Genomic DNA, 13,652 nt, shown 5'->3' on the forward strand with positions numbered 1-13,652 from the left:
CAGACTGTGCGCCAACAGGAGTTTTTCCATGTCGCACACCACGTCTTCCTCCCAGCCCACCCGCACCCCACGCTGGCAGCATCTGCTGCGCGCTGGCTCCGTTGCCGCCGTTCTGGCTGCCACAGGCTGCGCCCAGACACCGCAGCAGCAGGCCTATCATTCTGCACTGGAACATGCGCGGACGGACCCGTCCTACTGCTATTCCCACCAGTATGACACGCTTCTGGCCGAAGCCATGCAGCGCGACCACAGCCTGCAATCCAGCAAGACGCCGGACCGGGATGACAAGCCGGATTCCTCTTTCCAGCCGACCATGCAGATCAGCGTGACGGGGGCTACCGCCATGCCGGACCTCAGCCTGCCGCCATATTTCCACCGCGTCTGCCGCCTCAGCACCAAGCTGCCCAATGGCACCACGGAAAACGGGTTCCTGACCTTCACCTACCTGATCCGTGACAACAAGGTGCAGTCCGCCCTGAGCGAATGGTATTCCGATGCGGAAGTCACGCAGGAATATGATGCGACCATGAAGCAGATTGAAGCCGGTCTGGACATGAACAACCCGGATCTGAAATCCTGCATCCAGCGCTACCCGGCTTTTGATGCACCGTCCAAAGATCCAATCGTGCAGCAAGGTGCGCTCGACCTCCGCGCCCACCTGGTCCGCCGCTGCCTGGCTAACAAGGCTGCGCTGAAAGACCTGTATTCAGACCTGTATTTCATTCATCGTTAAAACAGTCTTTCTATCCGGGGCTTGAGAGCAATCTCTTCATGCTCCGGACAGAATGTTTTCCAGATCACAGCATGTCAGGCCAGAACGGTCGCTCGTCCGGGATTTTTCTCAGGATTTCGCCAGAATAATTCTCCAGACAAACGCGCCACAACATCTGGCGGCAACACAGGCCGCCGAGGCGTATAAGCCACTTTTTTCCTGACCTCATGTAGTCCCGGCGTATTCAAAGCCTGATCAAACGCTGAGGCTCCCTTGAATTCTACAGCGTTAAAATCATAATGCCATTCAGGCAATTTGAGAAGATTTGTGATACGAGCCACTGTCTCTTCTGGTTGCGTGACTAACCGATCATACTCGACAACAATCAGCTTATGCGCCAGAGCACTATAAAACGCTTCCTGCAACGCACGCCAACAATACCCGAATGAGCCATTTGGAGCCGTTAAGGCCTCAACCCGGTCATATAATGTACCCCGCCGCTCGATCGGCACGAGTTGTGAGCCCAGAACAGGATCTTTCTGAATAATCCGTTCGAAAGAATCTATGATCCAGACAGGATTCCGAACACAGCAAATAATGCGGGCCTCTGGAAACAAATGGTCAAGAAGCCCCAACCGAGTACACCACATACGATTATGATCAATAATCATACCGGGTCGACGCCTGCTGTCTGGTCCCTTCTCAAAATAATAGTGAGACAGAACACCACGCAGAAGGCGTTTACGAGTTTCATCATTAAACTCACTCGCGTATTCGCCCTCCACCATCAAGGAAGACAGTTTGACCATCATGGGAGCAACGGGCGTAATAATTCCGGCATGACGGACGGCCGGATTTTGCTGCAGAATTGCGCTAAGAAGTGTTGAACCGGAACGCGGCAATCCAGACATAAAATGCACAGAAGATGTTAACAACGAATGCAACCCTTTTTGAATACACCGTGATTTTTAAGAAATATTATTGCACCCCGCTTTAAAGACAGCAGACAGACCAGTGGCTTTACATGAGCACTGCAATAAATTTTATTTTTCGGGAATACTGTTGATAGCAATTATGTTGCCACGATTACTGTACGACTAGAGTAACAGCGCACCAAAAGACGGAATGATTCGTCGGATGAAGTGGCCTGATACTCTCACCATTTCAGCCGCAGTCCAGCCGTTACGGCAGCCGATGCAATGTGACTCCCTGTGCTGGTCAGCCTGTGACCACCGAAAGTATTTACAACCAAATCCAGTCCGCGCACCCCTTTGACCGGATAAGCGAGTGTGACTGTTGTCCCCTGCTCAAAAGCCATGGGGGGTGTCGTGCTACGTTCAACATTGAAGGCACCCAAATGCGTCCAGTCATCCGCAACATTAAACCGATCATACAACCGGGGATCAGGAGCCGTTTTGTAAAATGATCCGGCCAGAGGGACGGTGGCATGCAAAGTAGTTGATGGGGTTTGCGCATATCCGGTCTCTGGCAAAAACATGAACAGAGCGCTGAAAATATGCGAGGCTATGTTTGCCTTCTCCAGTTTTGGAAACACATCGGGAATCCTCTTTAATGTCCTGTAGCATCCAGAATGAAGCGCGAAATCTCTCGCTTCCTGTCACATTAAAGCCACATATACTGATTAAACTTAGATAACCTTCATAAAACTCTGTTTCATAATATTACAAGACTACATTTTGGATGCTATTTTTAAAAGTTTTTCTCCCAAGATACCGCATCTATTTTTGGTTTTAGCCTTAAAAATACATTCATTTTCTCATTTCGCACTTCAAAGACTTATCCTCATTCAAAACCCTGCACCAGCCGGGAAAACCGCGCCATATCGACATTCCCGCCTGAAATAATCACGCCAATACGCTTCCCCTTCCATTCGGAAGCAGCCGCCAGAGCAGCAGCGACGCCGAGGCAGCCGGTGGGTTCGACGACTATTTTCATCCGCTCCGCCAGTGTGCGCATGGTCGCAACCAGCGTGGCATCATCCACCGTGACAATCTCGCGCAAAAGCCTGCGCATAATTCCAAAAGTAAGCGGGCTGATGGCGGTGGTCTGCGCCCCGTCCGCCAGTGTTTTTGGCACTTCAATCTGCACGATATGACCTGCGGCCAGAGATTGCCGCGCATCATCCCCGGCTGCCGGTTCTACCCCGATTACGGTGCAGCCCTTCGAGGCCGCCTGCGCAACCAGCGCGCAGCCTGAGGCAAGGCCGCCGCCGCCGACCGGCACAAACAGCGCATCAAGCGGCCCGGTCTCTTCAAACAATTCCAGCGCTGCGGTGCCCTGCCCGGCGATAATATCCGGATGATCAAAGGGAGGCAGCAGCGTGGCCCCACGTTCCGCTGCCAGAGCGCCGCCTATGGCCTGCCGGTCCTCTGCATAGCGATCATACAGCACCACCTCCGCCCCGTAGCCTCGGGTGGCAGCCAGCTTCATGGCAGGCGCATCTTTCGGCATCACAATCACGGCGGGAATCCCGGCCTGCTGTGCCGCACAGGCCACACCCTGCGCGTGGTTACCGGAGGAATACGCCACCACACCCCGGCGACGCACCTCTTCCGGCAGGGCCAGAATGGCATTCAATGCGCCTCGGAATTTGAACGCGCCCACACGCTGGAAATTTTCCGCCTTGAAGAACAGCTCTGCCCCGCTGAGCCTATTCAGATAACGAGAGGTGAGAACCGGCGTGCGATGCGCATGCCCTTTCAGACGCACCGATGCTGCCACAACATCTGCAAAACCCGGTTCTTTCTGCATGTCCCGCCGTCCCTCTTTTTTCTGATACACGCCCACCATGCCGGATTTCAGGGCAGGCATACAGCCAGAGCAGTATGCCCCCCTCTTTCCGCCTGGTCTGTCCGGGCCTACAAGGTCAGAGAGCTTGTGAGCAGAATGCTGTCTGAAAGGACTTTATTGACCATGAATTATCGCAGCCTGTCCCCCGATTTTGTTGTTGCCCCGCAGATTGCCGTCAGCGACATCCCCGCCATTAAAGCGGCCGGGTTCAAAACCATCATCTGCACCCGCCCGGACGGGGAAGACCCCGGCCAGCCGACGGCTGAAACCATTGGGGAAGCCGCCAAACAGGCAGGCCTGTCCTTCATCTCCATCCCGGTTGTTGGCGGTCAGGCTCCGTCTTCCGATGCCGTGATCATCATGCAGGAATCCCTCAACACCCTGCCGGGCCCGGTCTTCAGCTATTGCCGCTCCGGCAACCGCGCGGGTCAGCTGTGGGCGCTTGCCACGCAGAGCTGAACCACTCCGGCACCCGGAAACGGTCACTAAAAAAGGGAGCTGCCCGGTCTGGGCGCTCCCTTTTTTAGTGGTGCGACGAGAACAACGCCCCGCCGGCTTCTGGTCGTCAGTCGCCAGACCAGCCGCCCATGCGGCACAGATACTGCCAGTGTTCTACCGAGACAGGACATACTGAAAGGCGGGATTGCCGGACCAGAGCCAGATCCGTCAGCGCCTCATCCTGCTTGATATCCGCAAGCGTAACCGGGCTGGGCATGGGGCCGACAGTTTTTACGTCCACACACACCCAGTTGCCGCTTTCCGCCGTGGGGTCCGGGTAGGCTTCACGCACAATTTCCACCACGCCCACAATCGCGCGCTGCACGTTGGAATGGTAGAAAAAGGCGCGGTCTCCCACCTTCATGCCAGCAAGATTCTTTTTGGCCTGATGATTGCGCACCCCGGTCCAGGGTTCGACATCATTGGCCACCTGTTCATCCCAGCTAAAGGCGTCTGGCTCGCTTTTAATCAACCAGTAGGCCATGGCTATTCCACCAGCGCGCCATCACGGAACACCGTGCGCAGCGGGCGCACAATCACACTTTCAAACAGATTGACCTCAGCATACGGGTCTGCCGCCGCAAAGCCTTCCGCCGCCGCGCGATCCTGCACATCCAGCAGCACGAGGCTGCCGCAAGGGGTGCCGTTCACGTCAAGTTGAGGTCCGGCGAACTGAATCGCCTGCTTGTAATTTTCCAGAAAAGCCAGATGTTTCTCACGCGTAGCCTTACGTATTTCAAGGGCTCCGGGGCGATCTGTGCAAATAACGGCAAACAACATGTCTTCTCTCCGCTGTGTTGTCGGGACAGGACGCCCATGAATAACTGCCTCGTGTCAAGATGCCCCGAATGATGTAAAAGGTGCGCGAGCGCATGTCTGGGCAGGAAACTCCTGCACGCAAGACCCCTGCAAGCTCACGTGATTTGTTGAGATACGGAACGGACTGACATTTGAGCGCCACACCGACCCTCGTCGCGCGTGCCGGGACATTCTTCCATCGGTATGCCAATCCCGGCCGGTTTCTCAAGCTGGGCGCACGCCTGCAGCCCTGGCTGACATGGCCAGCCCTGCTGCTCACCCTTGCGGGGCTGGGCTGGGGCCTGTTTTTCTCGCCTGCCGACTGGCAGCAGGGCGACTCTGTCCGCATTATGTATGTGCATGTGCCGGCTGCCATGCTGGCCTCTGCCGGGTATGCAGGGCTTGCGGTGTGCGCCGTGCTGTCACTCGTCTGGCGGCACCCGCTGGCGGATCTGGCCGCGGTGGAAATCGGCCCGGTGGGGGCCTGCATTACCGCCCTGTGTCTGGCCACCGGCTCCCTGTGGGGCAAGCCGATGTGGGGCACATGGTGGGTGTGGGACGCCCGACTGACCTCCGTGCTGGTACTGTTCTTCCTGTATCTGGGCCATATCGCGCTGATACGCGCGTTTGATGACCCACAGCGCGGCTACAAAGCGGCGGCCATTCTCGCACTTGCAGGCGCTGTCGATCTGCCGGTGATCAAGTTCAGTGTGCAGTGGTGGAACACCCTGCATCAGCCGGACAGCATCACGCTGACAGGCGCGCCCACCATGTCCTCCTCCATGCTGTGGCCGCTGGCTCTCTCCACGCTCGGCTTCTCGCTGGGATTTGCCGCCATTGTGCTGGCGCGCACCCGGGCCGCCGTGATGGAAAGCCGCATTCGCAGCCTGCTCTCCAGCCCGCGCCGCCGTGCTGGCAATGCTTCGGGAGACGCCGCATGACGCATCTGCCCTATATTCTGGCCAGCTATGGTCTGGCCACCGTCATCGCCCTGACCCTCTCCATCGGGGCGGCCCTCCGCCTCAAAAAGGCCCGTATGCGGCTGGCCGTTCTTGAACGCCCCTCGGACCGCACCACAGGAGCCACTTCGTCTCTATGACCCGCAAGACACGTCGCCTCTGGCTCGTTATCGCCTGCGTTGCCTGCCTGGGGGCTGCCGCAGCCCTCATGCTCAAGGCGTTTTCCTCCGATATTGTTTTCTTTGTCACGCCCTCTCAGGTCGCAGCGTCCGCGCCTCCGGCAGACCGCACCGTGCGGCTGGGCGGCATGGTTGTGGCGGGCTCCGTCAAACGGGAAAAACGGGGCGAAACCCCTATTGCCCGCTTTGACGTGACAGATGGGCAGGCCGCCGTAACCGTGCGGTATGAAGGCATCCTGCCCGACCTGTTCCGTGAGGGGCAGAGCGTGGTGGCCGTGGGCAGCATGCACAAGGACGGGTTTGTGGCGAGTGAAGTGCTGGCCAAGCATGATGAAACCTACATGCCGAAGGAAGTGGCGGAAGCCCTGAAAAAATCCGGCAAGTGGGACCCGCGCTTTGGCCCGCCGCCCAGTGCAGCAAGCTGGAACAGCATGACGGTGCAGGACGCAAAGAAGGGCCTTCCCGCCTCTAATGCTCCTGCAGCCCCTGCCCCGGCTGGCAACTAAAACCCTGTGTTACGCCGCACATCCCCTTTTGCGTCTTTTGCCTCTGTCTGGCAGGCCTCTTGCCCTGCCAGCCTCTTTTACGCTGTTCTGACAGCCCGCCACCCGGAGACATCCCTCTGACATGCTGAGCCCTGAACTCGGACATTATGCGCTGGCCCTTGCCTGCATCCTTGCCGCCGCGCAGGGCATTCTGCCTCTTATCGGCGCGCACCGGCGCGACAGACGGGTGATGATGCTCGCCCCGGGGCTGGCCGTGGGGCAGCTTCTGGCCTTGCTGACGGCCTTCCTCTGTCTGGTGTATGCCGCCGTTACGGATGATTTCTCGGTCCAGAACATTGCGGCCAACAGTGCTGTCTCCAAACCGCTGCTGTATAAAATCACCGGCGTGTGGGGCAATCATGAAGGCTCCATTCTGCTCTGGGCGCTTATCCTCGGGATCTGCGGCGCTGCCGTGGCCGCCTTCGGGCGCAACCTGCCGTCTGCTCTGCGGGCACGGGTTATTGCTGTTCTGGGTGCCGTGGCTGCCGGGTTTGAACTGTTCTGTCTGACCACGTCAGACCCGTTCGCCCGCGTCTGGCCCGCTCCGATGGATGGGCAGGGCATGAACCCGCTGCTGCAGGACCCCGGCCTCGCCTTCCATCCGCCCATTCTCTACACCGGCTATGTCGGGTTTGCGGTGCCGTTTGCCTTCGCTATTGCGGCCCTTATTGAAGGCCGTGTAGACGCAGCATGGGGCCGCTGGGTGCGCCCGTGGGCCGTGGCCGCATGGTGCTTCCTGACCTGCGGCATCGCGCTGGGGTCATGGTGGTCCTATTATGTGCTGGGCTGGGGCGGTTACTGGTTCTGGGACCCGGTGGAAAATGCTTCCCTCATCCCCTGGCTGACCGGCACGGCTCTGATCCATTCCGCCATTGTGGTGGAAAAGCGCGAGAGCCTGAAAATCTGGACGGTGCTGCTGGCCATTGCCACGTTCTCGTTCTCGCTCTCCGGCACGTTCCTCGTCCGCTCCGGTATCCTGAACTCCGTACATGCCTTTGCGAATGACCCGGCCCGCGGCATTTTCATTCTCGGCCTGCTGGCAGTCGTAATCGGTGGCTCTCTGGCGCTGTTCGCCTATCGGGCCCCGACGCTGACGGCCGGTGGCCTGTTCGCTCCCATCTCGCGGGAAGGCGCTCTGGTGCTTAACAACATCCTGCTGTGCTCGCTGTGCGCTGTGGTGCTGACCGGCACCATGTATCCACCCTTCATGTCCCTGCTGTTTGACCGTACCATTTCCGTCGGCAAGCCGTTCTTTGATGCCACGACCATTCCTCTGGCCATCCCGCTGTTCATCTTCATGGGCTTTGGCCCCATGCTGCCGTGGAAGCGCGCTCAGCTCTGGCCGGTGCTGCAACGGCTGTGGATTGCCGCCATTCTGGCCGCTGTAGCCTTCGCCGTGGCGACCTTCGGCATGTCCGGCATTTTGCCCATCCTGTGCAGTGCGCTGGCGGTGTGGGTGATTGCCGCTTCCGTGCTGGATATTACGGAACGTGTGCGCCTGTTCCGCATGCCACTTTCCGGTAGCCTCCAGCGTGCCCGCATGCTGCCCCGCTCCATTTTTGGCACGGCCATTGCCCATGCGGGTGTGGGCGTGACCATTCTGGGGCTAGCTGCTATGTCTCAGGCCCAGCACAAGATTGTGGAAGTGCCGGTTGGCACCACCGAGCATCTGGCCGGGTATGACTGGACGCTGACGAACGTGACGCAGGAACCGGGGCCGAACTATTCCGCTATGGTTGCAACCCTTGAGGTGCGGCATAACGGCAAGATTGTCACCATCATGCATCCGTCCAAACGCAGCTTTAACAGCCAGAACCAGACAACGACGGAAGTCTCCATCCACACCAATCTGCTGGCTGACCTGTATGGCGTGCTGGGGGACAAACACGGCACAGACGCAGCCCCCACCTATGTGCTGCGCCTGCATTACAACCCGCTGGCCCCGTGGATGTGGCTGGGCGCGCTGATTATGGCGATTGGCGGCGTGCTTTCCCTTTCCGACCGGCGCATGCGCGTGGGCGCACCGCGCCGTGCCAAATCTTCCCCCAATACGGTGACGGCAGCATGAGCAACCCTCCTGAAAACATGACGCGCCGGCGGCTGCTGATGGCCGCCCCTCTGGCCGGGGCCGCGATTGTTGGCGTTGGCTTCTGGAAGATGCTGTCCGGCATGCAGCACGGCTCCTTCAACCCGCATGATATCAACGCGCCGGTTCTTAACCGCCCGGTGCCGGATTTCAGCGTGCCGGATCAGGCGCCCGGTCAGGGCTTCAGCGCGCAGGATTTGCGGGCGCTCACGCAGCCGGTTCTGGTCAACTTCTTTGCCTCATGGTGTATCCCCTGCCTTGCGGAAATGCCCACTCTGATGGGCCTGAAGGATGACCTGACGATGTGGGGCATTGCCTATAAGGACCGCCCGGAAAATGCTGCCGGGTTCCTGAAGCATTCCGGCAACCCGTTCACCCGTCTGGGCAGTGACCGCGACGGCCGTGTGGGCATCGACTGGGGGATTTCCGGGGTGCCGGAAACCTTCCTGATCGGCCCCGGCGGGATTATCCGCTGGCACAGTGCCGCCCCGCTGGATGTGGATACCATCCGCGGCACGCTGGTGCCCCTGCTGGAAAGCCTGAAAAAATCATGATGCTGCGCCGCCTGTCTGCCCTGTTTCTGGGCTGCGCCCTGCTGCTGGCCCCGGTTCTGGTTCTGGCTGTAGATGACCCGTCCGAAATGCTACCCAACCCGCAGGAAGAAGCACGAGCCGAGGCCATTGGCTCTCAGCTCCGCTGTCTGGTCTGCCAGAATGAATCCATTGAGGACAGCAGCGCCGGGCTGGCGCGGGACCTGCGCCGCGTGGTGCGGGAACACGTTGCCAAGGGTGAGAGCAACCGCCAGATCATGGACTGGATGGTGAACCGCTACGGCAACTTCATCCGCCTCAGCCCGCCGCTTTCCATCGGCACGCTGTTACTGTGGAGCATGCCGGCTCTCGCCCTGTTGCTGGGCCTGACCACTGCATTTTTCGCCTATCGCCGCCGCAATGCGGCCCCCGCTGCCCCCCCACCGCTGACAGCGGAAGAAAAGGCCCGTCTGGCCGACCTGACGAAGGACTGAGCGCATGATCTGGCTTTCCATTGTGCTGTTAAGCTGTCTGGCTCTGGCTCCGGCGGCCCTCCCCCTGTGGCGGCGCGCCCGACAGGTGCGGGATGAGCGGAGTGCGGCGCTCTCGCTGCATGAAGCTCAGCTTTCTGAAATTGACCGTGATCTGGATATTGGCCTGATTGCCCCGGCTGAGCATGATATTGCCCGGCTGGAAATCCAGCGCCGCATTCTGGTGGCCGACACCGCCCCCACCCATGCGGACGATGCCATTCCGCCGGTTGCTGTATGGAGCGCACTGGGGCTGATCCCCATCGCAGCGGTTGGCCTGTATCTGACCAACGGCGTGCCCTCCCTGCCCGCGCAGCCGCTCGGCCCGCGTCTGGCAGCACAACATGAGCAGAACACGCGCGGCGATGCCGTGGTCCAGCGCCTGAAAGCCACGCTGGCCATGATCCCGGCAGGCGACCCAAACCTGCGGCAGGGCTACCTGCTGCTTGGGCAGGCCGAAGCCACCCGCGAACATTACGCAGAAGCCGCCGAAGCGTGGAACCACGCCCTCTCCCTCGGCTTTGATCCCGAAGTTGCTGCCCGCACCGGCGAGGCCCTGACCCGCGCCGCCAGCCACGTCACCCCGCAGGCACTCGACCTGTTCCGCAAAGCGCTGGACGCTGCCCCCAAAGACGCCCCATGGCGCGGCGCCATTCAGGCCCGCATTGCAGAGGGCGAGCATGAGCAGGATAATCCGTAAGCTGCTTTTAAACCGAAAAATTTACCAGAAAGCAGACTGTTGGCTGTATACTTCGATAGAGCCAACAGTCTTTTAACCAAATATTGCGCCCACGCTAAAAAAGTCTCCAATACTTATTTGAACTCTGTATTGGGACGACCTTCAATATTTCAAATCAAAATCAATACCGGAATTCAAAAGGTAGAAAAGCTTTTATGATTTCATTCAGACCCATGCAGGAAAACGAATTTTCTCGTTATACTGACTATTTTGTATCCGATTATGCTCATGAAATATCCGAAAATTACGGCTTGTCTCTTTCAGACTCTCTAAAGCAGGCACAGGAAACTGTAGAAACCAGCTTTCCCCAAGGCCCGCTCACAGAAAGCGAAATCCTTCTGTGCATTATAAAATCTGGTGAAATCATCGGGTATCTTTGGTATCGCCCCGACCAAAATAATCAATCAGTCTATATTTATGATTTCCACATTCTCCCTGATCAGCAGGGTCAGGGTTATGGAAAGCAAGCTTTAAAAACTCTGGAAGAAAACCTGAGCCAACAGGGGTTCAAACACATCAAGCTTCGGGTGGCGGCGGACAATACGCGTGCTCAGCATGTCTATGAAGCCAGTGGGTTTCGCGTAACGGGCATCAATATGAACAAGACCATCTGAAGGACGGTTCAGTCGGGTTTAAAATCTTGCGAATCTAAACGCGGACTTATATGGTCCGCGTATGTCACTTTACGGCGCAAGCACCGAATATGTTCTGCACAGCCTGCTTTGGCTGGTGGACAACCCTGAACCTGTCAGCAGTCTTGACCTCGCGGAGCTTCAGAACATCCCTGCGGCATTCGTCGCCAAGCTCCTGCCCCGCCTTGAAAAGGCTGGCCTTCTCGCCGCATCCGAAGGGATGAAAGGTGGTTACACGCTGGCCAGACCCGCCGATGAAATCAGCGTGCTCACAGTTGTGGATGCTGTTGAAGGCGAAAAAAGCCTGTTCAACTGTCAGGAAATCCGGGGGCGCTGCGCTCTCTTCGGCCAACAGCCACCCCAATGGGCAACGCAGGGCGTTTGCGGAATTCATGCCGTCATGCTGCGGGCTGAACAGGCCATGCGGCGGGAACTGGCACAGACCTCACTGGCTGACCTGGCACAATCAGTGCGGGACAAAGCTCCCCCTCCTTTCTTTGGAGAGGCGCACTCATGGTTTGACGAGCGTATTCAGACGCGCCGCACCAGCAAAGTCAGGCAACGCAGACGGTCTGGCACACCCTGAACCCGTCTTTTCAAAAGGATTATTGAGTATGCGCAAACTTGCCATCCTCGCGGCCATAACAGCAGGTTTCTGGAGCAGCCCTCTTCACGCAGAGACCAAAGTCACACCTTTGATGACCCATGACCTGCAAGGCATTCCCGGCAAGGAAGGAGCCATGCTGACAGTCTATTACCCACCCGGTGGTTCAGACCCCATCCACAGACATAATGCCTCCGTGTTTGTCTATGTCCTGAAAGGGAGCGTCACCATGCAGGTCGCGGGAGGCGCACCCGTTACTCTGAAAGAAGGGCAGAGCTTCTTTGAAGGACCGGCTGACGTTCATCTCGTCGGGCGTAATGCCAGCCAGACGCAGCCTGCCCGTTTCCTTGCATTCTTCGTCAAGGATAAAGCAGCGCCCTTCGTCTTTCCCGCGCATTAAGCCAGAGGAGACCGCACCATGAAAATTCTTGTTGCCGGAGCCAGCGGAGCGCTTGGTCGTCCTCTGATAACGCGCCTGCGGAATGCGGGGCATGACGTGTGGGGACTGGCTCACCGCCCGGAGAGTCTGAAAGCAATCGAAACGCTCGGCGCGCACCCACTGCAAGAGAATGCGCTGGATCGGAGCAGTGTTTTTGATCTGATAGAGCGCATCCGGCCAGACGTGGTGATCGACCAGCTGACCTCGCTTCCCGCCAGCCCTTTCGACTTAGCAAAGCGCATTCCTGCCGATTGCACATTACGTCTGGAAGGCGGCGGCAATCTGTTTGAGGCAGCCAGCACCCTCGGGGTGCAGCGCTATATCCAGCAATTATCCGGTTTCTATCTGGATGGCGGCGATGGACTGGCCACTGAAGCCTCTCCTTTACGGCTCAACGCTCCCGGCACGATTGGGCAAAGTGCCCGCATGTATGCGCAGCTGGAAAGGCGGCTACGGAGCGCACCGTCTATGGACAGCATCGGTTTACGCTACGGCTTCTTTTACGGTCCGGGCACATGGTACTGGCCGGATGGTGCATTCAGTCACCATCTTGCACAAGGCGAGGTTTCACTCATTGGTAAAGGACGCAGCACGTTTTCCTTTATCCATGTGGACGATGCCGCACAGGCAACGGTCGCCGCTTTAACTGCGCCAGCCGGGATTTATAACGTCGTGGATAATCAGCCGACAAAAATGTCTGCGTGGTTGCCAGCTTATGCCCGCTGGATTGGATCTGCGCCTCCACCCCACATGAATGAGCAGGAGGCTCTTCGCCAGATAGGCGAGGAAAGCATTTATTATCAAAACAACCTGACGGGAGCATCCAATCGCAAGGCGCTGGAAATCCTGAACCTCAATCCGCAACCGCTCCCCTGGCTTTAGAAAGAGAGCGGAGGCCTGTTTCTGCCGGGGAGAAACAGGTTATCCGCTCCGCCCTTATAGGACAGCAGGTGGCATAAGCCTCTTACAACCAGTCCTCCCTCGGGCCGTCAGCCCCCCTCCCTGCTCAGCGTCATGATTGGGAGCAATGTGCCTCGTTGTCCCATTGCTCACGACGGAGCCGATAAAGAACGTGACCACGAAGATGGTGTCCCTCCGGAACATAGGGATGATCGAAATTTTCGTTGGGATTATGCGTCATACCAAGCTTTGCCATCACCCGTCGTGATTTAAGGTTAGCTGGCACGGTGATGGCAAGAATTTCAGGTAAATTCAGCGTTTCAAACCCAAACTGCAAACAGGCCTTTGCAGCTTCCGGCGCGTAGCCCTGCCCCCAGAACGGGCGCGCAATCCGCCACCCGAGTTCGACTGCCGGGGTAAAGAAGGCATCATACCCCACTCTGCGCAGGCCCACAGTCCCGATGAATGCGGCGTCCTCCTTACGTTCAACAGCCCAAAAACAGAAGCCATGCTCTTGCATGTGAGCGATCTGATCATCAACCCACGGACCAGATGCCTTGTCACGGGGGAGAGGCATCATGAACTCCATGACATCAGGATCAGCGGACATATCTGCAAATGGCGACCGATCCTCATCAGTCCATTCCCGCAACCGCAGCCGTTCTGTTGTGATCGTCATGAAGCCGCTCC

The 13,652-nt window shown here is 58.1% G+C and carries 19 protein-coding genes; 13 read left to right on the forward strand and 6 right to left on the reverse strand.

What is annotated here, in order from left to right; all coding sequences use genetic code 11:
* Window positions 1-28: 28 nt before the first annotated feature.
* Window positions 29-733: a hypothetical protein gene (locus AD930_RS16760; RefSeq protein WP_061492020.1), complete on the forward strand. Its 705-nt coding sequence runs from the start codon at window positions 29-31 to the stop codon at window positions 731-733.
* Window positions 734-807: 74 nt separating this feature from the next.
* On the opposite strand, the gene AD930_RS16765 is transcribed toward AD930_RS16760, so the two are convergent.
* The 3 genes from AD930_RS16765 to AD930_RS16775 all read right to left on the reverse strand — a co-directional run bounded on the left by AD930_RS16765 (window position 808) and on the right by AD930_RS16775 (window position 3,544).
* Entirely contained in the window at window positions 808-1,623 is an 816-nt protein-coding gene (locus AD930_RS16765) for a sulfotransferase family protein (protein ID WP_082781973.1), read from the reverse strand.
* Between the two features lie 245 nt (window positions 1,624-1,868).
* Complete coding sequence (locus tag AD930_RS16770; RefSeq protein ID WP_061507107.1) at window positions 1,869-2,267, reverse strand: hypothetical protein; 399 nt, start codon at window positions 2,265-2,267, stop codon at window positions 1,869-1,871.
* A gap of 248 nt (window positions 2,268-2,515) precedes the next feature.
* On the reverse strand, window positions 2,516-3,544 hold the full coding sequence (locus AD930_RS16775; protein ID WP_244150640.1) for a threo-3-hydroxy-L-aspartate ammonia-lyase: 1,029 nt from the start codon (window positions 3,542-3,544) through the stop codon (window positions 2,516-2,518).
* Between the two features lie 102 nt (window positions 3,545-3,646).
* On the opposite strand from AD930_RS16775, the gene AD930_RS16780 reads away from it, so the two are divergent.
* Window positions 3,647-3,982: a TIGR01244 family sulfur transferase gene (locus tag AD930_RS16780; protein ID WP_043552200.1), complete on the forward strand. Its 336-nt coding sequence runs from the start codon at window positions 3,647-3,649 to the stop codon at window positions 3,980-3,982.
* A gap of 106 nt (window positions 3,983-4,088) precedes the next feature.
* Here the strand turns inward: AD930_RS16780 and AD930_RS16785 are convergent, their stop codons facing one another.
* Window positions 4,089-4,505, reverse strand: coding sequence for an EVE domain-containing protein (locus AD930_RS16785; RefSeq protein WP_061507108.1), 417 nt, complete (start codon window positions 4,503-4,505; stop codon window positions 4,089-4,091).
* Between the two features lie 2 nt (window positions 4,506-4,507).
* Window positions 4,508-4,801, reverse strand: a complete 294-nt coding sequence (locus AD930_RS16790) for a YciI family protein (protein WP_043552196.1) — start codon at window positions 4,799-4,801, stop codon at window positions 4,508-4,510.
* Window positions 4,802-4,971: 170 nt separating this feature from the next.
* On the opposite strand from AD930_RS16790, the gene AD930_RS16795 reads away from it, so the two are divergent.
* From AD930_RS16795 to AD930_RS16840, 11 genes are all read left to right on the forward strand, one after another.
* Complete coding sequence (locus tag AD930_RS16795; protein WP_061492022.1) at window positions 4,972-5,760, forward strand: heme ABC transporter permease; 789 nt, start codon at window positions 4,972-4,974, stop codon at window positions 5,758-5,760.
* Window positions 5,757-5,918 carry a hypothetical protein gene (locus AD930_RS18140; RefSeq protein ID WP_167347358.1) on the forward strand — a complete coding sequence of 54 codons (162 nt, stop codon included), beginning with the start codon at window positions 5,757-5,759 and terminating at the stop codon, window positions 5,916-5,918. The genes AD930_RS16795 and AD930_RS18140 overlap by 4 nt, the downstream gene beginning before the upstream one ends.
* A complete protein-coding gene (gene ccmE / locus AD930_RS16800) occupies window positions 5,915-6,463 on the forward strand; it encodes a cytochrome c maturation protein CcmE (RefSeq protein ID WP_061492023.1) in 549 nt (182 codons plus the stop codon). Before AD930_RS18140 ends, ccmE begins: the two co-directional genes overlap by 4 nt.
* Window positions 6,464-6,584: 121 nt before the next feature.
* Window positions 6,585-8,570 carry a heme lyase CcmF/NrfE family subunit gene (locus AD930_RS16805; protein ID WP_061492024.1) on the forward strand — a complete coding sequence of 662 codons (1,986 nt, stop codon included), beginning with the start codon at window positions 6,585-6,587 and terminating at the stop codon, window positions 8,568-8,570.
* Window positions 8,567-9,142 (forward strand): DsbE family thiol:disulfide interchange protein, encoded by a 576-nt coding sequence (locus tag AD930_RS16810; protein WP_061507109.1) that lies wholly within the window; start codon window positions 8,567-8,569, stop codon window positions 9,140-9,142. Before AD930_RS16805 ends, AD930_RS16810 begins: the two co-directional genes overlap by 4 nt.
* Window positions 9,136-9,612 carry a cytochrome c-type biogenesis protein gene (locus AD930_RS16815; protein WP_043552189.1) on the forward strand — a complete coding sequence of 159 codons (477 nt, stop codon included), beginning with the start codon at window positions 9,136-9,138 and terminating at the stop codon, window positions 9,610-9,612. Before AD930_RS16810 ends, AD930_RS16815 begins: the two co-directional genes overlap by 7 nt.
* 4 nt (window positions 9,613-9,616) lie before the next feature.
* Entirely contained in the window at window positions 9,617-10,348 is a 732-nt protein-coding gene (gene ccmI, locus AD930_RS16820; protein ID WP_061492026.1) for a c-type cytochrome biogenesis protein CcmI, read from the forward strand.
* 194 nt (window positions 10,349-10,542) lie between these two features.
* Window positions 10,543-11,001, forward strand: coding sequence for a GNAT family N-acetyltransferase (locus AD930_RS16825; RefSeq protein ID WP_061507110.1), 459 nt, complete (start codon window positions 10,543-10,545; stop codon window positions 10,999-11,001).
* Window positions 11,002-11,062: 61 nt separating this feature from the next.
* On the forward strand, window positions 11,063-11,605 hold the full coding sequence (locus AD930_RS16830; RefSeq protein WP_061507111.1) for an RrF2 family transcriptional regulator: 543 nt from the start codon (window positions 11,063-11,065) through the stop codon (window positions 11,603-11,605).
* A gap of 28 nt (window positions 11,606-11,633) precedes the next feature.
* Window positions 11,634-12,023, forward strand: coding sequence for a cupin domain-containing protein (locus AD930_RS16835; protein WP_061507112.1), 390 nt, complete (start codon window positions 11,634-11,636; stop codon window positions 12,021-12,023).
* An 18-nt stretch (window positions 12,024-12,041) separates the two neighbouring features.
* Window positions 12,042-12,944, forward strand: a complete 903-nt coding sequence (locus AD930_RS16840) for an NAD-dependent epimerase/dehydratase family protein (RefSeq protein WP_061507113.1) — start codon at window positions 12,042-12,044, stop codon at window positions 12,942-12,944.
* Between the two features lie 130 nt (window positions 12,945-13,074).
* On the opposite strand, the gene AD930_RS16845 is transcribed toward AD930_RS16840, so the two are convergent.
* The gene (locus AD930_RS16845) at window positions 13,075-13,641 is read right to left on the reverse strand and encodes a GNAT family N-acetyltransferase (RefSeq protein WP_061507183.1); all 567 of its coding nucleotides are present in this window, start codon (window positions 13,639-13,641) and stop codon (window positions 13,075-13,077) included.
* Window positions 13,642-13,652: the final 11 nt, after the last annotated feature.

The organism is Acetobacter malorum (assembly GCF_001580615.1).
Classification (GTDB): Bacteria; Pseudomonadota; Alphaproteobacteria; order Acetobacterales; family Acetobacteraceae; genus Acetobacter; species Acetobacter malorum.